The sequence below is a fragment of the Salinirubrum litoreum genome, assembly GCF_020567425.1.
Classification (GTDB): Archaea; Halobacteriota; Halobacteria; order Halobacteriales; family Haloferacaceae; genus Salinirubrum; species Salinirubrum litoreum.
The window spans coordinates 776,475-796,326 of the sequence record NZ_JAJCVJ010000001.1; the positions used below are offsets into that span (position 1 = coordinate 776,475).

Genomic DNA, 19,852 nt, shown 5'->3' on the forward strand with positions numbered 1-19,852 from the left:
GAATCCGACTGCGGCCGACACAGGGGCCGCTACAGGTCGACCGGACAGCCGCCGATCATCCCGCCGCGCATCCCGTCGGCCAGCCAGTAGATCGAGAGGGTGATGACGACGAGTGCGAGCAGCGCGAACTCCAGTCCGTCGAGCGGGAGAAAGAGCAGGGAGGTCGAGACGCCGACGAGCGACAGCAGGCCGAGCAGGACTGCCGACCCGCAGGCGGCACAGCCCGCACCGAGTGTTCCGAAGAGGACGCCGAGCGCACTCGTCCCCCCCTGCTGCAGGCTGACGCCGTGTTCCCGGAAGTGGTAGATCGCCATCGAGACGTTCAGGCCGGTCAAGGCCGCGACGAGCAGGAGCAGGAGCCCCTGTCCCGCCCCGAACGACGATCCGACGAAGGGGTACAGTTCGGTGAGGATCGTCACTCGGCCGGCGAGCGACAGGGAGCCACCGACGACCAGATCGAGCACCAGCGGGACGTTCAGCGAGACGACGAACAGCGTGAGCGCGGTGAGGCTGGCGACGACCGCCAGCACCGCGTAGGCCGGCACCGACAACACGAGGCGGGCGGTGCGGGCCATCAGCCGCCAGTCGTCGGTCTCGGTCGGCAGTCGGATCGTCGGGAGCCGCGACGCGACCGACATCACTCGACTCCGAGCGCAGTGCCGATCACGTCGTAGCTGACGCTCCCACTCGCGCGAGTGACGTATCTGCCGTCTCGAAAGAGGAGCACGGTCGGCGTGGTCCGCCCCACGTCTGCGTTCATCCCCGCGTCGAGGTCGGTCTGGACGGCCGCGTCGTAGGCACCCGACTCGGCGTCGGCGACCACCGCGTCCCCGTCCACGTCTGTCTCGCCGTTCAGGAACTCGGCGGTCCTGTCGAGGACGTTGTCGGTCTCGAAGGAGGACTGCTCGTCGAAGTAGTGGGCGAACAGCGACCAGAACGCGTCCGAATCGCGGTCGTAGGTCGCCTCCAGCGCGTGCACCGCCGGCTCACCCCACGGGTAGACGACCGGGTAGGTTCTGACGACGTAGGCACCCTGCCCGGTCGCCACGAGGTTCTCCTCGATGTCCGGCACCGTCTGCCGTTCGAAGGTCCGACAGCGCGGACAGGAGGGGTCCTCGAACGCGAGGACGACGTTGCCGCCGAGTTCGCCCTTCCGGGGCTGGTCCTCGATACCGGCGGTCGCCGGGTGGTCGGCGAAGGGCGTCCCCGACGGTGTGGACTCCCCGCCGAGCGCGCCGCCGAGACACCCCGCCGTGGCGACGAGGCCCGCCGAGAGTCCGGTCGCGCCCGCCGACCGCAGGAACGTGCGTCTGTTCACACTCCACCGTGGCGAGCGACCGGCTTAGCAGTTGTTCCAAATTCGTTCCGAATCCGGCCCGGTCGTGCGGTCGAGTCACGATCCCGGCACGAAGCCGTGGCTACGCGCGAGGGTGGCGCAGTCGGTGGCGGTCGCTGTCGCCGGAAACACCGGGCTGTCGCCCGAGAATCAGTCGATGTGGCCTTCGCGGCGGAGTTGGTCGGCGTCCTGTCCGGAGTAGCGCCACTCGATGTTGGCCTTCTCGTCCTGCCAGTCCCACGGCTCGACGATGACGGTGTCGCCCTCGTTGATCCAGGTGCGGTACTTCATCCGGCCGGGGATGCGGCCCATCCGGTTCTTGCCGTCCTCACAGCGGACGCGAACGTGGTTGCCACCGTTGTGTTCGGTGACGACCGCGAACATCTCGTCGTCGTTGGGCATTCGGAGGTTCCGACGCCCTGTCTCTTCAGTCACGGGTTACCTACGTCCCGGAGACGGTTAAAACGTTGGAGAGTCGCGGTAGCGTGTCACACGGGCGTCCAGCGAGGACGCCGATCGTTCGCTCACCGCTTCGCCACGCCGGTCAACGGGCAGAGGAAGTAGTTCGGCGGCGCACCCTCGAAGTCGGGTCGGCCGAGCGACACGTCGAGGTAGTCGCCGTCCGCGGCCAGCACGTCCGCGTCGTTCGTCAGCGGGGCGTTCGCCTGGTACTTCTCCATGTCGGTGACGAGGGCGTTGAAGTGGGTCCACTTCCCGCCGTTGTAGTCGGTGTCGCCGGGTGCCGTCTCGGAGACGGCCGGCTGGAGCCCCTGCGAGCCGTCGTGGACGAAGTAGAGTCTGTCCTCGTTCTTCGGGCGACTGTCGAGTACCCTGACGACGTGCGTGGTGTAGAGGGTGTCGTTCGCCCAGATCCGCCCGAACTGGGTGCCCTTGTCGTTGCCCTTGCCCGCGAGGGCGGTACCGGTCCCGCCGACGCCGAGGGCGAGGCCACCGACGAGGAGTCCGCCTGTCTTGAGTACGTCACGCCGGCCGAACTGTCGGGTCGTGTCTCGGGTCATGGTAGCGGAGGTCACTGCCTCCACCGGGAGCGACGACCGACGAGACGTTAGGCGTTTTTCGAGATTCGACCACCCTTCCACACGAGTCGCTGACGACTCTCTTCCAACTTCGGACCGATTCTCCCACGAGTGCGTTCGGACCGTTCAGACGCGCTCGGACTGCGCACTACACCGCAGACACAGCACCGTCTCGGCGACGTGGTTGATGTCGTTCGATCCGCACTCGGGACACCGATAGCTGTCGTTGCCGTACTCGGTCGAGCCACGCGGCGCGTGGAGTTTGCCGGCCTCGACACGAGCGTCGGCCATACGCCCGATCCGATTCCGGACGAACCGTACCCGCCGGACGAGCGCCTCGTCGCGGTTCGGGCCGTGAATCTCGTCCCACTCCACGTCGTCCGGGCGGGAGAGGTGTGTCACGAGGTCGGTGCCGGCCTGCAGGAGCGACCGAGTGGTGGCCTGAAACCCGTTCTCCACGTCGGCCGACTCGTAGCCCGATTCGGCGCGGTCGAACGCGGCACTCGCCTGCTCTGTGTCGCCGGTGACGGCGCGGGCGACGCCGACGAGTTCGTGGCAGGCGGCCCGGTCGACGTCGGTCGACACGACGTGATCACGCTGGTCGCCAGCGACGAGAATCGCCTGCCCCGCTCGGTTGCGGGCGCGGTCAGACGCGTCGGCGATTCGGTAGCAGACCGCCGCCCGGAGGAGGTCACAGACCGCGAAGCCGGCCCAGCCAGCGTGGTCGGTGTCGAACGCCTCGCGGTTCCGATTCTCGAAGCCCGCGAGCGTCCCGTACGCCGAGAGGCTGTAGCGGTCGCCGGCGCGGTCGAAGCGTTCGTCCGCGAGTGCGAAGATGGCGTCGTCGCCGTGTTCCCTGCCGGTGTCGTCCATATCAGTCGCTGGGGCGCGACCGACACAGTCGTTTCGCCTCGTGGTCGCCGGCGGACGCCGATTCGACGCGGGCGACCGATCGCACGCGGGACCGACCGCGAGTCCGTTCAGTAGATCCGGTGGCTCGACGACCCGACGTCGATCCGAACCAGTCGGTTCTCGGCCCACGCCGCCTCGTTGGCGTCGTACTTCCGGTTGATCCGTTTCGTCGCTTCTTCGCTCGCCTCGGGGTCGTCCACCACGGTCGCGGTCCCCAGCACGGTCACCATCCACTCGGCGCGCGGGCCGTCGTCTTTCGCCACCGAGAGCGCGACCTTCGGGTTCTCACGGAGGTTCGTCAGTTTCTGGCCGGTCGTGACGACCTCGATGGTGTCCCCCTGCACGTCGTACCACAGCGGCGCGACGTGCGGGTTCCCCGCCCGACACGTGGCGAGGTGGGCGGTGAGCGGTTCGCTGGTCAACAGATCACGGGCAGTCCGCGAGAGTCCACGAGTCATGGTACCACACGACGCACTGCGGACGCAAAAAGCCGAGTGCGGGACCGACCGTCTCCCGACAGCGAGTCACTCGTCGCCTTCGAAGTCGAGTGCGGCCGAGTTGATGCAGAAGCGTTTGCCGGTCGGCTCCGGGCCGTCGTCGAAGACGTGTCCGAGGTGGCCGTCGCAGGTCGCACACCGGACCTCGATGCGGCGCATCCCGTGGCTGGTGTCCTCCCGTGTCGTCACCGACTCCTCCTCGGCGGCGTAGAAACTCGGCCAGCCACAGCCGGAGTGGTACTTCGTCTCCGACTCGAACAGCACGGTGCCACACCCGGCGCAGGTGTAGACGCCGTCGTCGTCGCGGTCGACGTGTTCGCCGCTGAATCGGGCTTCGGTTCCCGACTCGCGGAGGATACGGTACTCCTCGGGGTCGAGTCGGTCGCGCCACTCCGCGTCGGTCTTCGGGAGGTCGTCGGTCTGCGGTTCGCTCATACCAGTCGTTGGTGTCGCAGGCGGTTAGGGCTTTCTCGGTCGTGCGCTTCGCCGGGCGGTCTCTCCGTCTCGCCGGCCCGCCGGCCCCGTCTCGCCGGTTCGCCAGCCCCGTCTCGCCGGCCCGCCGGCCCCGTCTCGCCGGCCCGCCGGTTCGCCGGGAAAGATTGACAACACGCTCCCGAGAAGCGCGTCACATGGTCTCCGAGACGGTCCACGACGACCTCGCTCCCTCCCGTGGCGGTCGCCTGTTGACGACGCTCCGCGACCACTGGCTCGCACTCCTTCTCGCCGGCGTGGTGTCGTTCGTCGTCGCCTTCGGCTCACTCTACGGGAGCGCGGGCGACCTGCTCGCTCCCGCAGTCGACCTCCTCGGCGGGGGCGAGTCGGTCGTCGTCACCTCCCCGTTCGGCTTGCTCGTCTTCACCGCCGAACTCGCCGGCGGTGTCGCGGTCGGCGTCGTCGCGCTCCTGTTCACCGGGTTCGCGTTTCGGGACGCCGGCGCGTTCCGCCGAGATGTCCGCCGTACCGTCGTCGGGCCCCTGGTCGTCGCGGGCCTGCTGTTCGCCGCCGGTGTCGGGATCAGCCTCACCCTCGTCGTCCCACTACTGGGTGAGCTTCTCGCCTCGGACGCGCTCGTCTCCGGCTTCCGACCGAGTTATCACGCCGTCTGGTCGGCCGAACTCGTCGTCTTCCTCCCGGTCGTCGTCGGTGTCGCGCTGGCGCTCCCGGCGTTGCTGGCTGCCGGCGTGCGGGGCAGTGTGGTCCACCCACGGACGCTCGGCTCTCGGTGGCCGGTCGCGCTGCTCGGCGCGGTCCTGGTCGCCGCGTTCTTCTCCCCGCCGGACTCGCTGACCTTCGCGCTGTCCGCCGGCGTGTTGCTCGTCGGCTACGGCGTCGGCACGATGGTCGGGGCGTCAGTCGAACCGGGCGGCACCTCGTAATCCCGAGCAGTGATCGGGCCGGTCTCGACTCGCTACACGACTCGGCGACCGACTGTCAGGGATACGGGTGGAACGCCCGATCCAAACGCGGCTCGAAGCCGAGCCGTCGCGGAACCTCGTGGGCGCGGTCGCCGAAGAACGGGTCGCCGGTGAACAGCGGTTGCGCCTCTGGGACCACGGCACGGACCGCCTCGAACCCGAGACCGGCGACCTCGCGGGTGGTCAGCCTGACGGCGTAGGCGTCCAGTTCTGCCTCCGTGAGTCGGTCCACGACGCCGGCCAGTTCGGCCCGACCTGTCGGCACCGGATCGGGACCGACGCTCGCCGCCGGGACGGTCGCCTCGGCGTCGACGAACTCCCGCGCAGGGGTCGGGAAGCCGGCGTAGTGCCCGATGGCACCACTCTCCCCGCTGGCCTGCTCGGGTCCCATCGCCCGGAGTTCGGTCCAGTTCTGGAGCGCCTCGGCGAGTGCAGAGCGGGCGGCAGAGGCGGGGTCGAGGTCGGCACCCGACCCGACCGCGAAGTGCGGCCACTCGCTCGTCTCGGGGTCGCGGTGGACCGCGCAGGCGACGACCGGCACGTCCACGTCCTGCGTGACGAGCAACGGGGTGACGGACAGTTCCTCGGCGCGGGCGCGACCGACCAGCGTCTCGAAGCCCGGGTCGTCGATGGCGAGCGCCAGTGGCTCGAACTCGGAGTACCACGCGAGCATCGTCGCGTCGCGTTCGATCACCTCGTACAGACCGGACAGCAGGGCCTCGACGCCGGAGTTGCCGAGACCGAGACCGGTCGTGATCGACGGTTTGTGTCGTTCCGTCGGTGGCGGGAAGTGGACGAACTCGGCCGGGACCGACACCTCGGTCGGGGCACCCTCGTCTCCGTCCGTCTCGACTCCCCCGGCCTCACCGCCGGAGAGCGCCTCGGCGTCGAGTTCCACTCCGTCGACCCACGGAATCGGTTCTTCGGCGTCCGGTGGCCGGTAGCCGGCGTCGGGGCGCACGAACCGCCGGGGCGACACTGGACGCGCGCGGGTCTCCTCGGGCGCGACCGTGAACCCGCGCTGGCGGTAGACCGCCCCGCAGTAGCGTTCCAGCGCCTCCCCGAGCGCCTTCATGAACGCGGGGTTCCAGTCCGCGTCGACGCCGGCGGTCAGGTCCGGGGCGCTGGCGTCGGAGAACCCTGAGGTGTCGGCCAGTTGCGCGAGGTAGTAGGGGACCGGGAACGACTCACGCTCGCCGACCTGCGCGACGAGACCGACGCGGTCGTCCACCGCGTGCTCCGCCCTGGCCAGTGCGTCGTCTATCTCCGCGTCGCGGTGTGTCGTCGGCACCGGGTCGTACCGCTGGAAGTCGTCGACGTGTCGGTCGGCGCAGTCACACCCCGGCACCGGCAGGACCCGACGTTCGGGGCCGGGTACCTCCACGACGGTCCCGCCGAGGGACTCGCCAGCGAGGAGTCGGACCGCCCGCCGGCCGGCGACCGCCCCGGCGAAGCGCACGGCGCTCCGGTCCCCGCGCGGTCGCTCGGCGGTCTCGGGTGCGTTGGCCGCGACGCGCCGGCGGAGGCAGTCGAAGCACGCCGCGTGGGTCGTGTCGGCGGTCGCGTCGAAGACGGCGACCCCGGCGTCGACGTTCGGGAGGGGGTGGCCGCCGACGCCGCCGACCTCGACCGCGAGCCATCGGTCCGTGACCGCGTTCGCCGTCCGGAAGGCGTCGGCTCCCGTGGGGGCCACGACCGCACCGAGGCCGAACCGGGCGAGTTCGTCGGGCGTCGTCTCGGTGACGGTCGCGTCCACGTCGGCCAGCGCCGCCGTCAGCGACTCGACTGCCGGGCCGGAGCCGGCGATTCCAACGTTCATACCTCGCGGTCGGGTGGCTGTGGGAAAAAGCGTCGGGAACCGGACTGGCGGCATCGGAGGGCGTCGGGTCGGTGAGGCCGCTCAGAGAGACCGCGGCCGAGTCGAGCAGAGACGACGCGCAGTCGGTCTTTCTCGGTCCACCGGGTCTGGACCGATCGTGTCGCCACTGGTGGTCACTCGGGGCGGTACTCGCGGATTCGGACCCCGGCAGTCGCAGTCGCCTCCCCACGCCTCCCCGACTGCTGGCGACGCGACCGGCGAGTCGGTCCTCACGGGATTCGGACACGACTCGATGCCGGTCGCCAGCAGATCGCGTCCTCCTGGGGTCCAGAACGGACGGGAGCGAGTGACGCGTCTGCCGTCTGTTGGGAGACAGGAACGTTCGAGAAAACCTATGACTGGCTGGGCCTGTCGTCGGCCGAGCGAATCCGACTGTCGTCAGCAGGGACGGGGGTGTCGCAGAATCCGAATCCCGAGGGGCGACTCAGACGCGGTCGTCGGCGACCGGTTCGACCGGGATGGTGTTGTCGGTCGCGTCGGACTCGACCGTCACGACGCTGTCGCGGGGTTCGGAGGCGGTCGAGTCGTCGGACTCGTCGGCCGACCCGAACAACTCCTCGTCCCAGTCGATCTCGAACAGGCGAGCACCACAGGAGGCACACTTGCCGGCGAGCACGTCGTAGGTGCGACAGCAGGACTTCACGACGTCCTGTCCGAGCGTCACCTGCCCGTCACAGTCGGGACACCGGTCCAGCATGACGCGCAGGCCGCCGAGGACCTCACTCCGGAACAGCATGGGTAGGTCGCGCCACGCCGGGTAGCGGGCGTCGAGTTCCCGGCCGGCGGCCACGTCCGCGACGAACGCGGCGCGGGACTCCCACTGGCCGATCCAGACGCCGTCCATCTTCGCGGTGAAGGCGTTGTTGTGCCAGTGCACGTCGAGCGTCTCGGGGTCCACGTCGACCAGTTCCGCGAGTTCCTCGCGGTCGGTCTGCCCCGATCCGATCTCGGCCATCCGGCCGTACCACGCCCGTTCGAAGTCGGGCGTCAGCACCACGTCGCCGACGACGGGGTCGTCCACGACGACGCCCGCCTCGCGCAGGACGGTCTCGGCGGTCAGTCCCTCGAGGTCGATCTCCGGGCCGGCGGCGCGGCGCGGGTCCTTGTCGAACAGCGCGAGGAGCCAGTCGGGGAAGTACCGCTGGGTGAGTTCCGGCGTGCCGGGGATCAGGTAGCCCCGGAGCCAGATCGCGGCGAGCGAGACGCCGAAGACCGCCGCGCCGAGGATCGGCGTCCCGACGACGCTGGCACCGACTGCCAGTGCGCCGGCGATGGCGACGTTCGTGATCGTGCAGGGCCAGCAACGGTTCGCACCCGTGTACTCGGGCTGTCGGACGGAGTCGAGGAAGGTGAACATGATAACCACGCCCACGACGATTTCGTGGGGTTCGATGACAGGAACGCAAGATCACCGGATAGGTATGCTGTCCATACCTGCCGAGAACTCCCGAACCCACCCGGTACGCTGACCGTACCGCCGCCGTGTCGTGCGGTTCCGTGACTCACGACCGCGAGTGACACGGCAGACGAGAACGACCGACTCCCCGCCGGAGTTCCCGGCGACGACCCCCGACTCGGCAAGCTATTTGCCAGCAACCCGCCAACTCCGAGTCGATGCGTTCCACGACCGCGCGATTCACGGCACTGGCGTCGGGTCCCCTCCGGGCGGACTTCGAGAACGGGGACAGCGAGCGGTTCGTCGTGCAGGCCGTGGACCTCACCGGCGACACGATCAGGGCGGTCGTTCGCCTCGCCGACACGCCCTCGGCGCAGTTCCGACTGGTCGGGACGATGGGCGAGGATCGACTCGAACTGCAGCACGCAGAGACCGTGGACTTCGACGATCCGAACGCGGTCTTCCGGTCGTCGGGGTTCGAGACCGTCGGGACGGTCGTCGGCGTCTCGCGTGCCGACGCCGACACGTAGAGCGAGTCGGGGAGACAGCAGTCAGGGTTCCAGCACGACTTTGCCGACCGACTGCCGGTCTTCGAGGTACGCCTGCGCCTCGACCGCGTCTTCGAGGTCGAACGTCTCGCCGACGATCACCTCCAGATCGCCGGACATGAGCAGTTCCGTCAGCCCCGGCACGGCTTTCAGCACCGACGAGGGGTCGTGACCGAGCGCCCGCCCGAGGTGGAAGCCGATTACGGACTTGTTCTCGAACAGCAGGCGCGTCGTGTCGGCCTGCGCCGGGTCGCCGCTGGCGACCCCGTAGGTGACGAGTCGCCCCCGGAAGGTCAGCGCGTCCAGCGACGACTCGAACACGTCGCCACCTACGCCGTCCAGCACCAGATCGACGCCCGCACCGTCGGTCTCCTCCTCGATCACTTCGGCGAAGTCCACCTCGGTGTAGTTGATCGGGTGGTCGAGACCGAGGTCGGTGGCCAGATCGAGTTTCTCGGCGGTGCTGGCGGTCCCGAACGTCTCGGCTCCGGCGGCCGAGGCGAGTTGCACTGCGGCGGTGCCGACCCCGCCGGCGGCGGCGTGGATCAACACGCGTTCGTCGGCGTCTTCCGTGTCCAGGCCGCCCCACTCGTGGAGACAACAGTGGGCCGTCAGGAACTGCACCGGGAAGCCCGCCGCCTCGGCGAACGACATCGTCGGCGGCAGATCGAACAGGCCCTCCGCGTCGGCGATGGCCTTCTCGGCGTAGCCGCCCCCGGAGACCATCGAGACGACCTCGTCGCCGACCTCGCGGTCGACGCCCTCACCCACGGCGTCGATCGTCCCGGCGACCTCCATCCCCGGCACGTAGGGGGGCTTCGGCCCGCCGAGGTAGTGGCCCCGGCGCTGCATGATGTCGGCGAAGTTCAGCCCCGCCGCCTCGACCGCGATCCGGACCTGCCCCGGTCCCGGCTCCGGTTCCTCGACGTCGGCGACTTCGATCCCTTCGCGTCCACCGAACTCCGTCACGCGGATAGCTCGCATGAGACACCGTACAGACGGGAGCGTCAAAAACCCCCAGTGAATCGGACAACTCGCCCGGCGTTTTCGGTTTCTCGCCGCCGGAGCGCCGGCCAGTCGCGGCGTCGCCGACGAGTCACGAGGCGGGTTGGCACGCCCTGAACCATCCTGCCACACGCTTACGTTCTCGCTTGTGATATGGTCACACGAACCATGTCACTACACCTCGACTGTCCGATAGACGGCTGTAGCGCGTCCATCGAGGGCGACACGGAGGCGTCGGTGCTGTCGCAGGCAGAACAACACGCCGCCGACGCGCACCCCGACCTGGAGATGAACGACGAGACCGTCTCGATGATCAAATCGAACATTCGGGAGGTCTGATCGTCGGGAACCGATCCCTGCGACCGACGACACCCGACTCTCGACGCCCGCTCTCCGACACCGACTCCTCACACGACCATCGACCTGCCCCTCACTCCTCCTCGCGCGACTTCCGTGCTTCCCGGCCGAGTTCACGCTCGACTGCCTCGACCTTCTCCGACGCGCGCTGGTCGGTCGTTCGCTTGTCGTCGATCTTCAGAAACGTGCTCACTCGGTCGCCGTCGACCGCCTTGTGCGCGGACGCCACCGCCGCCAGCAAGGTGTCGACGTCGTCGGCTTCGATCACGGTCCCCATCGGGTTCGTCTCGTAGTCCACGTCGTGGGCGTCCAGCGCCGCGACCGCCTTCGCGACCTCGCTCGCCATGCTCCCCTCGACGACCGGCGCGACCGACAGCAGTGCGATGACTGTCATGTGGGCGGCTTCGACCGCGATTCACCTGCTGTTTTCGGTGGTGTCTCCGGGTCGACGCTACCGCCGTCGCCGGGCTGACGACCCCGGGCCGACGACGCCGGATCGCAGTCGATTCCGGGGCGGCCCGACTCAGCCGTCGCTCGCGTTCGACGAGACTGCGACGCTTCCGCCGTCGGACTCCGTCCGATAGCAGTCGTAGTCCATCGTCACCGCGTCGACCGTCTCGTCGGTGTCGTCCACCGCGACGACCCGGAACACCCCGGTCTGCGGGTAGGGACCGAGGTACGTCCGGAACACCCGGACGTTCTCGGCCGGATACTTCCCGGTCGGAGCGGACCGACCGCCGCCGGGAGCGACCGGCAGTTCGTGGACGATCCGTCCCTCGCTGGTGCGGAACTCGACCCGCCTGACACCGGTGTCTCGGATCGCCGCCTCGGTCAGTGCGACGAGAAGGACGACGCCGTCGTCTTCCGGATCGACGCCGGGTCCCGTGATCGAGAACAGGTCGCCGGTCGCACGGTCGCCGAAGCCGGACCCGCAGTGGCGGGCGGTACCGGACGACCCGCTACCGGCACAGCCCGCGAGAGCGACCGTCGTACTCGTCGCCAGTGCTGTCAGCAGTCTGCGTCTGGAGGGCATCACCCGAACGTCACAGGCCTCTCACAAGAGTTCGTCGCAGCGAGTCGCCCGATTCAAGTCCCGGCTCACGAAGCTACGAGTATGACCGATCTACAGGACCGCAGGGAGCGACTGGACGAGTTCCTCGCCCGCGAGGGGTGCGAGGCGGTGTGGCTCGCGCGCCCGAACTCCTTCGCGTGGCTGACCGGCGGCAGCAACGTCGTGGACCGCGACGCCGACCTCGGTGTCGCGGCGGCCGGCTACGACGGCGAGTTCCGGGTCGTCACCGACAACATCGAAGCCGAACGACTCGCGGACGAGGAACTACCCGACGCGTTCACCGTCGAGTCGACGGCGTGGTACGAGTCGGGTCTCGGGGAGGCGGTCGCCGACCGCACCCCGACGCCGGCGCTCGCCGATTTCCCGGTTCCGGCCGAGGATGTCACAGAGTTCGACGCGAGCACGCTCCGGCAACCGCTGTCAGAGAACGACGTACAGCGGTACCGGGACCTCGGCACGGCGGCCGCCAACGCGGTGGAGTCGGTCTGCCGGGAACTCCAGTCGGGCGACACCGAGATCGAAGTCGCCGCCGGCATCCGCATCTCGCTGTCGGCACAGGACGTCGAGACCCCGGTCGCACTCGCCGGCGGTGCGGAGCGCGCCCGGCAGTACCGCCACTACACGCCGACGACGAGTTCGCTGGGGGAGTACGCCCTCGTCTCCATCACCGCCGAGCGCGGCGGCCTGTACGCCTCCTGTACGCGAACCGTGGCGTTCGACCCGCCGGAGTGGCTGGCCGAGCGCCACCAGTCTGCGATGCAGATCGAGACCGACGCGCTGGCCGCGACTCGCCGGGTGGCACGCGAGGGTGGGACCGCGAGCGACGTGTTCGCCGACGTGCGGGCGGCCTACGACCGCGCAGGCTGGCCCGAGGAGTGGCGGAACCACCACCAGGGCGGCGCGGCGGGCTACGCCGGCCGCGAGTGGTTCGCCAGCCCCGACGCCGAGAATCCGGTGCAGACGCCGATGGCGTACGCCTGGAACCCGACGGTCCAGGGCGCGAAGAGCGAGGACACCGTGCTGGTGACCGACGACGGCTTCGAGGTGCTGACCGCGACCGGCGACTGGCCGAGCGTCGAGGTGTCGCCGGACGAGTCGGTGGTCGGTGACGGCGCGTCGCCGGCGCTCACCCGACACGAGATACTGTCGCTCGGTGAGTGAACTCAGACGTCGCCGGCCACCACCTCGGCGACGCGCTCCGGGTCGTACAGCTGTCCGTCGGCACCGTACAACTGTTCGGCGAGTCGCTGAGTGACGACGAGGTTCGTGATCGGTCCCTGATACAACCCACCGGCGCGGTAGACGTCGCCGTTCTGGACCGCAGTGAGTTCACTCGCGACGTCGTTCGCTTCCATGTACGCGACGACCGTCGATTCGAACTCCTCGGCCGTCTTCGCCTCCTGCCCACGCAGGAGGAGCACGTCTGGATCGACCTCCAACAGCGTCTCGAAGTCGATCGCTCCCCGACTGCTGTAGAAGTCTTTCACCTGTGAGTCGGCCAGCGCGTCCCGGACTTTCAGATCGGTGAGGTGTTTGAAGCTGGTCCCGTCGTCCACGGTGTAGGGGTAGAACTTCGCCGGTTCGTCGCCGCCGCCCCAGACGACCGCGACCTCGGGACGCTCGCTCCGGGCCGGGACGACCGGCGCGAGGTTCGCCTGGAAGTCGTCGTGGATCGACTCGAACGCTTCGTACCGATCGGTTCGCTGGAACACCTCGGCGAGTTTCTCGAAGGCCTCCATCAGCCCGTAGTACCGGTAGTCCTCGTGCCACGGGTAGCCTCGCGAGAAGCTGCTGTTGCCGAACATCGGCGCGACGTTCTCGGTGATCTCGTCGATGTCGGCCTGTTTCCACCCCTTCGACCGGTTGAGGAGGAAGTTCGGGTCCATCACGTGAACGTCCGCGTCGAGTGCGTAGAACTGCTCCTTGCCGATGCCGCTGTCGCCCCAGAGCTTCTCGATCTGGCTCCCGTCGACGCTCACGCCGGGAATCTCGTCGTAGTAGCTCGTGTGATACCGGCTCGGGAGCCAGACGCCCTCCGGCGGTTCGAGGCCGAGCGCGATCCCCATGTCGGCCCAACTCCCGTTGTTGGCGACCCACGTCTCCGGCACCGAGTCGAACGTCACCTCCCCGACCGGTTCGATGGACACCGAGTACGACTCGGCCTCGGGCGTCTCCGTCTCGGTGGCGGTCGCCGTGACCGTCTCCTCCTCGGTCGGCGTCTCCGAGTTGCCGGTGTCGCCCCCGCCGGTACAGCCCGCGAGTAGCCCGCTCGCCACCACAGTAGCGCCGTACGTCAGATACTCCCGTCGCGTCGATCCATCGTGATCCGGTGTGTCGTCCATCGTGACTTTTCGGTCTGCATAAAAAACACATAAGTCTGGCGAAGTTTAGGCGAGCCGAAAACAATCGCTTCTGATGCGATTTTCGCTCCGCTGGGAGCCGGCTTGGCTCTCACTCACCGCGCGCACTGCTCACGACGTAGATGCCGACAGCCATCACTGCCCCGCCGAGGAGGAACGCCGGGCCGGCCTGTTCGTCGAGCAACAGGACGCCGAGCACGGTCCCGACGACTGGCTGGGCGAAGAAGAACACCGCGACCGTCCCGCTGTCGACGTACTCCAGGCCCTTGTACCAGAGATACCACGCGAGAGCGGTGCTGGCGACACCGAGGTAGCCGACCGCCGCGAGCAGTGCGGGCGTCCACGAGATTGCACCGAGGTCGGCCCCGGTCGTCACCACCTCGACGCCGGCACCGACCGCGAGCAGTGGCACGGCGAACAGCGTGGAGTAGGTCGCGGTCGTCAGCGCGCCGTACCGCCGGACGAGCGGCGCGCCCTGTACGGTGTAGAGCGCCCAGCCGAGACTGGCGAGGAGGAGCGCGAGGACGCCGAGACCGCCGACGGTCCCCCCGAGGCTCCCCCCGCCAGCCCCGCCGTCGAGCGTCCCGAGGTCGGTCGTCGCCGCGACGACCACGAGCGTCCCGGCCAGCGCCAGTCCGGTGCCGACGACCTTCGCCCGCGAGAGCGACTCGTCCAAGAGCGCGACCCCCAGCGCGAGCGTGAACACCGGCGTCAGCACCGTCAACAGCGAGCCCTGGCTGGCGGTCGTCAGCGCGGTCCCGAGGAACTGCGTGGCGAGCGTGACGGCGACCCAGACGCCGAGGAGGGCGAACCGCGACCACTCCGCACGAGAGAACGACCGGGTCGGTTCCCGGAGTCTGACGACGAGAAGGAGGACGACGCCGCCGAGGAGAACGCGGAGGAAGGCGAGCGTCACCGGCGGAATCGCCTCGAACCCCCAGCGACTGACGACGTACATCCCGCCCCAGAGGACCGCCGCACCGAGCGGGGCGACGGGTGCGATGGCGGGGAGGCGTCGGCTCACTGGCGGTCGTTTCGGGAGTCGGCGAAAGAGCGTGTCGGTTCGTGCGAAGGTGAGATCCTGCCGAAGACAGCCGCACCGCTCACTCGACGAACGCCTCGATGCGGTTCATCGCCTCCTTCAACTCCGCCATCCCGGAGGCGTACGACACCCGGAGGTGGCCCGCGCCGCCGTCGCCGAAGACGCTACCGGGGACGACCGCCACGTCCTGTGATTCGAGCAGATCCTCGGCGAACTGCTCGTCGTCGCCGCCACACTCCGGGAAGACGTAGAACGCTCCTTTCGCCTCGAAGCAGTCCATCCCCATCTCGCGGAACCGCGAGAGGACGTACCGCCGGCGGCGGTCGAACTGCGTGCGCATCTCGACCACGTCGTCGTCACACGACCGGAGTGCCTCGAGCGCGGCGTACTGGGCGGTCGTCGGCGCAGACAGCATCGTGTACTGGTGGATGCGGTTCATCGCTTGCGTCGCCTCCGGCGGCGCGAGTGCGAAGCCGAGTCGCAAGCCGGTCATCGCGTAGGCCTTCGAGAAGCCGTTGAAGACGACCGTCCGCTCGCGCATCCCCGGCAGGGTGGCGATGGACGTGTGGTCGCCGTCGTAGGTCAGCGCGGCGTAGATCTCGTCCGAGAGGACCGTCAGGTCGTGGTCCCGGGCGAACTCCGCGACTTCCCGGAGGTGGGCGTCGTCGATCGTCGCGCCGGTCGGGTTGTTCGGGTAGCAGATCACCAGTGCCTCGGCCTCGGCGGCCCCGGCGTCGCGGAGCGCGTCGTAGGTGAGTTGGAACTCTGTCTCGGGCGTCGTCGGTACTCGGATCGGCTCCCCGCCGGCGAACTGGATGCCGGGGACGTAGGAGATATACGTCGGCTCCTGCACTGCCACCGTGTCGCCGGGGTCGACGAACGCCCGCATCGCCAGATCGACCGCCTCGCTCGCGCCGGCGGTGACGAGAATCTCCTCGTCGGGGTCGTAGTCCAGGCCCCACTGCTGGACGTAGTCGGCGATGCTCACGCGGAGATTCCGCATCCCTTTGTTCGCGGTGTAGCTCGTCTTCCCGCGTTCGAGCGAGTCGATGGCGGCGGTTCTGGCGGCCCACGGCGCGCTGAAGTCCGGTTCGCCGACGCCGAGCGAGATGACCTCCTCTTTCTCCTCGGCGAGTTCGAAGAATCGCCGGATGCCCGAGGGCGGCACCTGCTGGACGCGGTCGGCGATCTTCATGGCGAGACCGACAACCGATCGTCGTCGTCGGAGGCGTCGAACTCGATGCCTCGCTCCTTGTACGTCTCCATCACGAAGTGAGTGACAGTCTGCGTGACCTCCGGAATCGGTGCGATCTGCTCGGAGACGAACTGCGACACGTCGTGCATCGACCGGCCCTCCACGTCCACCGCGAAGTCGTAACTCCCGGAGACGAGTCGGAGCGAGGAGACCTGTGGGAACTTGGCGATGCGGCGGGCGATCTGTTCGTAGCCCGTCTCGCGGTCGAGTTCGACGTTGAGTTCGACCTCCGCCTGCACGTGTTCCTCGTCGACCCGCGACCAGTCCACGACCGCCTTGTAGCCGCGGACGACGCCTGCGGACTCCAACTCCGCGATCGCTGCCTCCACCTCGTCGGGCGTGAGACCGGTCTGTCGCGCGATGTCCTCGGTGGACTCCCGCGCGTCGTCGAGCAACAGGTCGAGCAGTTCCCGCTGTTCGTCCATACAGTGGGCTGTCGCCGGGACGTGAAAGGGTTTGCTCCCGACGCAAAACGGCGGTCGAGAGAGACGGGCCGGAAACTCCCCGAGACCTCTCGGACGAGTGTCGTCCCCGGGCGGCCGAGCCGAAAGAGGTTTGCATGGTTTACCCACTACTCTGTATCAGCAATGACCGACGACTCGTCGTCCGACGCCGACCCACCGCCGGACGATGCCGAGACCGTGTCAGCAGACAGCGACCGACCGCCGAGAGACGCCGACTCCCGAGAGACGGTGGACCCGGTGAACGTGGCCGGCGACCCCGAGGTCGGCAAGGGCCTGCTCGACGAGACGATGGGACCGAGTTCCGCGATGGCGCACCTCTACCGCGGCGAAATCCACCGGATGAAGTTCTGGCGGGAGCGACTCGACCGCACCACGAACTGGGCGGTCATCGTCATGGCCGCCGTCTTGACGTGGGCCTTCTCCAGTCCGACGAACCCGCACTACGTGATCCTCGTCGGGGCGGCCGCGCTGACCGTCTTTCTGGTCGTCGAAGCCCGCCGCTACCGGGGGTACGACATCTGGCGCTCGCGCGTCCGGTCGCTCCAACAGAACGTCTGGACGCCGGGACTCGATCCGACCAGAGACCCTGCCGACCCCGACTGGCGACGGGACCTCGCGGACGACTACGACACGCCGACGATCAAGATCACGATGGAGGAGGCGGTCGCACACCGACTGCGGCGTATCTACCTCCCGCTGTTCGCCGTGTTGCTGTCGGCGTGGGTGATCCGGATCACCGCCTTCGGCGTCGAACGCTGGCCCGAGTCGGCCGGGATCGGCATGATCTCGGGAGCACTCGTCTCGGCGGTCGTCGCCGGCTACACGCTCCTCCTGGTCGGAATCGCGCTCCGGCCGCGGACGTGGCACGCGAGAGAAGAGATGCGGACGACCGACTTCCGCCGGGAGCGGTAGTCGTCGAGTCCGTCACGGACGGAGCGAACCCGGTCGAACAGTGGCGTTCAGACCAGCAACTGCACGTCGGCGTCGGCCATGTGCTGGAGTGCGGTCGCGGCCCCGACGCCGGTCGTCACGCCCTCGTAGAAGTCGTCTTCGTCGTAGTCCATCAGTTCGACCGTCATCTGACAGGCCTGCAGGTCGACGCCCATGTCGAGAGACGTCTCGATCAGTTCCTCGATTGTCGCGGTCCCGTTGTCCGCGATGCGTTTCTCCATCATCCGGGTCGTCATCCGGTCCATCCCCGGCAGGGCGGCGACCGCGTTGGGGACCGGCATCGAGGGGTTGCCGACCGCCGACAGTTTGAGGTGCTTCGACCGTTCCTCGTGGAGGATGTCGAGTCCCCAGAACGTGTGGAAGACGACCACGTCCCAGCCGAACGCGGCCGCCGTGCTGGCGAGGATCAGCGGCGGGTACGCCATGTCGAGCGTCCCCTTCGTGGCGATGATCGTCATCGACCGCTGGTCGTCGCCGCTGTCGGTGGTGGCCTCGGCGAGTTCCTCGCGCAGTTCTTCGACCTCGGCGCGGAGTGCCGCGACCGACTCGGGGTCGACCGTCTCCTCGACGCCGCCCGCGTCCGACTCCGACTCGTCTGCCGAGTGGGGTGTCTCGGTACTCATCTCACAGCTTCCGGAGGTAGTGACTGTAGACAGTTCCGTCGTCGCTCTGCTCGAGTAGTTCCACGTCGTCCACCGACTCGGCCCAGCCCGCGATGTCGCTCACGCTCCCGGAGTCGGTCGCCAGCACTTCCAGCACGTCGCCGGACGCGAGGTCGTCGACGGCACCGCGCGTCTTGACGACCGGCATCGGACACGACTCTCCCTGTACGTCTAGCGTCTCCGTGACTTCGAATTCCGTACTCATTCTGTGTTCACCAGTGTTGGGTGTACTCCGCAATATCGAGGGGAGAGAGATAAGTGTGTCGGTCAGTGGGACAGTCGAGCAAGACAACCGGCCGAGGGATCGACTCGCGAAGTCTGTTCGCGAGGCGTTCCGTCCACACTGCTCCCGAAAGAGGAGAGAGACTGGATATCGACTCGGGGGAATGGTATTGCAACTACTCTGAAAGACTATCCGAAGTCTTAATAGAATTCCCTCGATATTGGGTGGTACACACATGAGTACGCCAGAGTTCCCGGAACCGGAGACCGAGGCACCGAGTGTCACGGCGAGTGCGCTGAAAGAGCGGATCGACGCGGGTGAGCAGGTCACGATTCTCGACACGCGCGTCCCGAGCGAGTTCGAGTCGTGGCAGATCGACGGTGCGTCGGTCGAGAACGTCAACGTCCCCTACTTCGACTTTCTCGTCGACGACATCGACCCGGAGACGCTCGCGCAGGTCCCCGACGACCGGCGCGTCACGGTCTCCTGTGCGAAGGGCGAGTCCTCCCGGTACGTCGCCGGTCTGCTCGCGGACCGGGGCTACGACGTGGAACACCTCGAAGACGGGATGAACGGCTGGGCCCGCCTGTACGAGTACGTCGAACTCGACACTGCTGGCGACACCACAGGTGACCTGACGGTCGCGCAGTACCAGCGCCCGTCGAGTGGCTGTCTCGCCTACCTCGTCGTCTCCGGCGACGAGGCGGCCGTGATCGACCCACTGCGCGCCTTCGCCGACGAGTACGTCGCCGACGCGAAGGCGCTCGGTGCGGACCTGCGCTACGCGGTGGACACCCACGTCCACGCGGACCACGTCTCGGGCGTCCGGACGCTCGCCGAGGAGTACGGTGTCGAGGCGGTCGTCCCCGAACCAGCCCTGGATCGCGGACTGGACTACGAGATCGCCGTCTCGACGATCGCCGACGGCGAGTCGCTGGCTGTCGGCGACGCCGAGATCGAAGCGCTCCACACGCCCGGCCACACTTCCGGGATGACGAGCTATCGCGTCGCCGAGTTCCTGTTCACCGGCGACGGTCTGTTCACCGAGTCGGTCGCCCGCCCCGACCTGGAAGACGGCGACGACGGCGCGCCGGACGCGGCCCGGACGCTGTACGAGACGCTCCAGGAGACGATCCTGCCGCTCCCGGACGAGACCGTGATCGCCCCCGCCCACTTCAGCGACGCGGCCGACCGCGCGGCCGACGGGAGCTACACCACCACGCTCGGCGACCTCCGGGCGTCGATGGACGCACTGTCGATGGACCGCGACGAGTTCGTCGAGTACGTTCTCGCCGACATGCCGCCGCGACCGGCGAACTACGAGGACGTGATCGCCACCAACCTCGGCCAGCAGACCGTCGACGACCGGGAGGCCTTCGAGTTGGAACTCGGCCCGAACAACTGCGCGGCCAGCACCGACGCGATGACGAGCGACGACTGA

The 19,852-nt window shown here is 68.4% G+C and carries 24 protein-coding genes; 6 read left to right on the top strand and 18 right to left on the bottom strand.

Going from position 1 to position 19,852, the window contains the following annotated elements; genetic code table 11:
- Positions 1-29: 29 nt before the first annotated feature.
- The 7 genes from LI337_RS03725 to msrB form a co-directional block, all read right to left on the bottom strand.
- On the bottom strand, positions 30-638 hold the full coding sequence (locus LI337_RS03725) for a hypothetical protein (RefSeq protein ID WP_227228374.1): 609 nt from the start codon (positions 636-638) through the stop codon (positions 30-32).
- Positions 638-1,318 carry a DsbA family protein gene (locus LI337_RS03730; RefSeq protein WP_227228375.1) on the bottom strand — a complete coding sequence of 227 codons (681 nt, stop codon included), beginning with the start codon at positions 1,316-1,318 and terminating at the stop codon, positions 638-640. Before LI337_RS03730 ends, LI337_RS03725 begins: the two co-directional genes overlap by 1 nt.
- Before the next feature lie 168 nt (positions 1,319-1,486).
- Positions 1,487-1,771: a translation initiation factor eIF-1A gene (locus LI337_RS03735; protein WP_227228376.1), complete on the bottom strand. Its 285-nt coding sequence runs from the start codon at positions 1,769-1,771 to the stop codon at positions 1,487-1,489.
- 89 nt (positions 1,772-1,860) lie between these two features.
- Complete coding sequence (locus LI337_RS03740) at positions 1,861-2,355, bottom strand: hypothetical protein (protein ID WP_227228377.1); 495 nt, start codon at positions 2,353-2,355, stop codon at positions 1,861-1,863.
- Between the two features lie 144 nt (positions 2,356-2,499).
- Positions 2,500-3,246 (bottom strand): hypothetical protein, encoded by a 747-nt coding sequence (locus tag LI337_RS03745; RefSeq protein WP_227228378.1) that lies wholly within the window; start codon positions 3,244-3,246, stop codon positions 2,500-2,502.
- Between the two features lie 107 nt (positions 3,247-3,353).
- Positions 3,354-3,743, bottom strand: a complete 390-nt coding sequence (locus LI337_RS03750) for a pyridoxamine 5'-phosphate oxidase family protein (protein ID WP_227228379.1) — start codon at positions 3,741-3,743, stop codon at positions 3,354-3,356.
- 66 nt (positions 3,744-3,809) lie between these two features.
- On the bottom strand, positions 3,810-4,217 hold the full coding sequence (gene msrB / locus LI337_RS03755; protein WP_227228380.1) for a peptide-methionine (R)-S-oxide reductase MsrB: 408 nt from the start codon (positions 4,215-4,217) through the stop codon (positions 3,810-3,812).
- 194 nt (positions 4,218-4,411) lie between these two features.
- Between msrB and LI337_RS03760 the strand changes: the two genes are divergently transcribed.
- Positions 4,412-5,158 (top strand): twin-arginine translocase subunit TatC, encoded by a 747-nt coding sequence (locus LI337_RS03760; protein WP_227228381.1) that lies wholly within the window; start codon positions 4,412-4,414, stop codon positions 5,156-5,158.
- 55 nt (positions 5,159-5,213) lie between these two features.
- Here the strand turns inward: LI337_RS03760 and LI337_RS03765 are convergent, their stop codons facing one another.
- Both LI337_RS03765 and LI337_RS03770 read right to left on the bottom strand, forming a co-directional pair.
- Entirely contained in the window at positions 5,214-7,016 is a 1,803-nt protein-coding gene (locus LI337_RS03765) for a YcaO-like family protein (RefSeq protein WP_227228382.1), read from the bottom strand.
- Between the two features lie 484 nt (positions 7,017-7,500).
- Positions 7,501-8,433, bottom strand: a complete 933-nt coding sequence (locus LI337_RS03770; RefSeq protein ID WP_227228383.1) for a DUF8054 domain-containing protein — start codon at positions 8,431-8,433, stop codon at positions 7,501-7,503.
- A 257-nt stretch (positions 8,434-8,690) separates the two neighbouring features.
- On the opposite strand from LI337_RS03770, the gene LI337_RS03775 reads away from it, so the two are divergent.
- Entirely contained in the window at positions 8,691-9,002 is a 312-nt protein-coding gene (locus LI337_RS03775; RefSeq protein ID WP_227228384.1) for a hypothetical protein, read from the top strand.
- A 21-nt stretch (positions 9,003-9,023) separates the two neighbouring features.
- Here LI337_RS03775 and LI337_RS03780 read toward each other — a convergent pair whose 3' ends face one another.
- Complete coding sequence (locus tag LI337_RS03780; RefSeq protein WP_227228385.1) at positions 9,024-10,004, bottom strand: quinone oxidoreductase family protein; 981 nt, start codon at positions 10,002-10,004, stop codon at positions 9,024-9,026.
- A 189-nt stretch (positions 10,005-10,193) separates the two neighbouring features.
- Here LI337_RS03780 and LI337_RS03785 point away from each other — a divergent pair, with 189 nt between their 5' ends.
- Entirely contained in the window at positions 10,194-10,364 is a 171-nt protein-coding gene (locus LI337_RS03785; protein ID WP_227228386.1) for a DUF1059 domain-containing protein, read from the top strand.
- 91 nt (positions 10,365-10,455) lie between these two features.
- Here the strand turns inward: LI337_RS03785 and LI337_RS03790 are convergent, their stop codons facing one another.
- Together LI337_RS03790 and LI337_RS03795 are read right to left on the bottom strand one after the other, a co-directional pair.
- Positions 10,456-10,776: an MTH1187 family thiamine-binding protein gene (locus LI337_RS03790; protein ID WP_227228387.1), complete on the bottom strand. Its 321-nt coding sequence runs from the start codon at positions 10,774-10,776 to the stop codon at positions 10,456-10,458.
- Positions 10,777-10,905: 129 nt separating this feature from the next.
- Positions 10,906-11,415: a hypothetical protein gene (locus LI337_RS03795; protein WP_227228388.1), complete on the bottom strand. Its 510-nt coding sequence runs from the start codon at positions 11,413-11,415 to the stop codon at positions 10,906-10,908.
- A gap of 81 nt (positions 11,416-11,496) precedes the next feature.
- Here LI337_RS03795 and LI337_RS03800 point away from each other — a divergent pair, with 81 nt between their 5' ends.
- Complete coding sequence (locus tag LI337_RS03800) at positions 11,497-12,615, top strand: M24 family metallopeptidase (RefSeq protein WP_227228389.1); 1,119 nt, start codon at positions 11,497-11,499, stop codon at positions 12,613-12,615.
- A 2-nt stretch (positions 12,616-12,617) separates the two neighbouring features.
- On the opposite strand, the gene LI337_RS03805 is transcribed toward LI337_RS03800, so the two are convergent.
- The 4 genes from LI337_RS03805 to LI337_RS03820 all read right to left on the bottom strand — a co-directional run bounded on the left by LI337_RS03805 (position 12,618) and on the right by LI337_RS03820 (position 16,536).
- The gene (locus LI337_RS03805) at positions 12,618-13,796 is read right to left on the bottom strand and encodes an ABC transporter substrate-binding protein (protein WP_227228390.1); all 1,179 of its coding nucleotides are present in this window, start codon (positions 13,794-13,796) and stop codon (positions 12,618-12,620) included.
- A gap of 109 nt (positions 13,797-13,905) precedes the next feature.
- Positions 13,906-14,838, bottom strand: coding sequence for a DMT family transporter (locus LI337_RS20060; RefSeq protein WP_227228391.1), 933 nt, complete (start codon positions 14,836-14,838; stop codon positions 13,906-13,908).
- Between the two features lie 79 nt (positions 14,839-14,917).
- Positions 14,918-16,051 (bottom strand): pyridoxal phosphate-dependent aminotransferase, encoded by a 1,134-nt coding sequence (locus tag LI337_RS03815; RefSeq protein ID WP_227228392.1) that lies wholly within the window; start codon positions 16,049-16,051, stop codon positions 14,918-14,920.
- Positions 16,048-16,536 (bottom strand): Lrp/AsnC family transcriptional regulator, encoded by a 489-nt coding sequence (locus LI337_RS03820; RefSeq protein WP_227228393.1) that lies wholly within the window; start codon positions 16,534-16,536, stop codon positions 16,048-16,050. The genes LI337_RS03815 and LI337_RS03820 overlap by 4 nt, the downstream gene beginning before the upstream one ends.
- A gap of 162 nt (positions 16,537-16,698) precedes the next feature.
- Between LI337_RS03820 and LI337_RS03825 the strand changes: the two genes are divergently transcribed.
- Positions 16,699-17,487, top strand: coding sequence for a DUF2270 domain-containing protein (locus tag LI337_RS03825; RefSeq protein ID WP_227228394.1), 789 nt, complete (start codon positions 16,699-16,701; stop codon positions 17,485-17,487).
- 47 nt (positions 17,488-17,534) lie between these two features.
- On the opposite strand, the gene LI337_RS03830 is transcribed toward LI337_RS03825, so the two are convergent.
- Together LI337_RS03830 and LI337_RS03835 are read right to left on the bottom strand one after the other, a co-directional pair.
- On the bottom strand, positions 17,535-18,149 hold the full coding sequence (locus LI337_RS03830) for a DsrE/DsrF/DrsH-like family protein (protein ID WP_227228395.1): 615 nt from the start codon (positions 18,147-18,149) through the stop codon (positions 17,535-17,537).
- Position 18,150: 1 nt separating this feature from the next.
- On the bottom strand, positions 18,151-18,393 hold the full coding sequence (locus LI337_RS03835; protein ID WP_227228396.1) for a sulfurtransferase TusA family protein: 243 nt from the start codon (positions 18,391-18,393) through the stop codon (positions 18,151-18,153).
- Between the two features lie 253 nt (positions 18,394-18,646).
- Between LI337_RS03835 and LI337_RS03840 the strand changes: the two genes are divergently transcribed.
- Positions 18,647-19,852: an MBL fold metallo-hydrolase gene (locus LI337_RS03840; RefSeq protein ID WP_227228397.1), complete on the top strand. Its 1,206-nt coding sequence runs from the start codon at positions 18,647-18,649 to the stop codon at positions 19,850-19,852.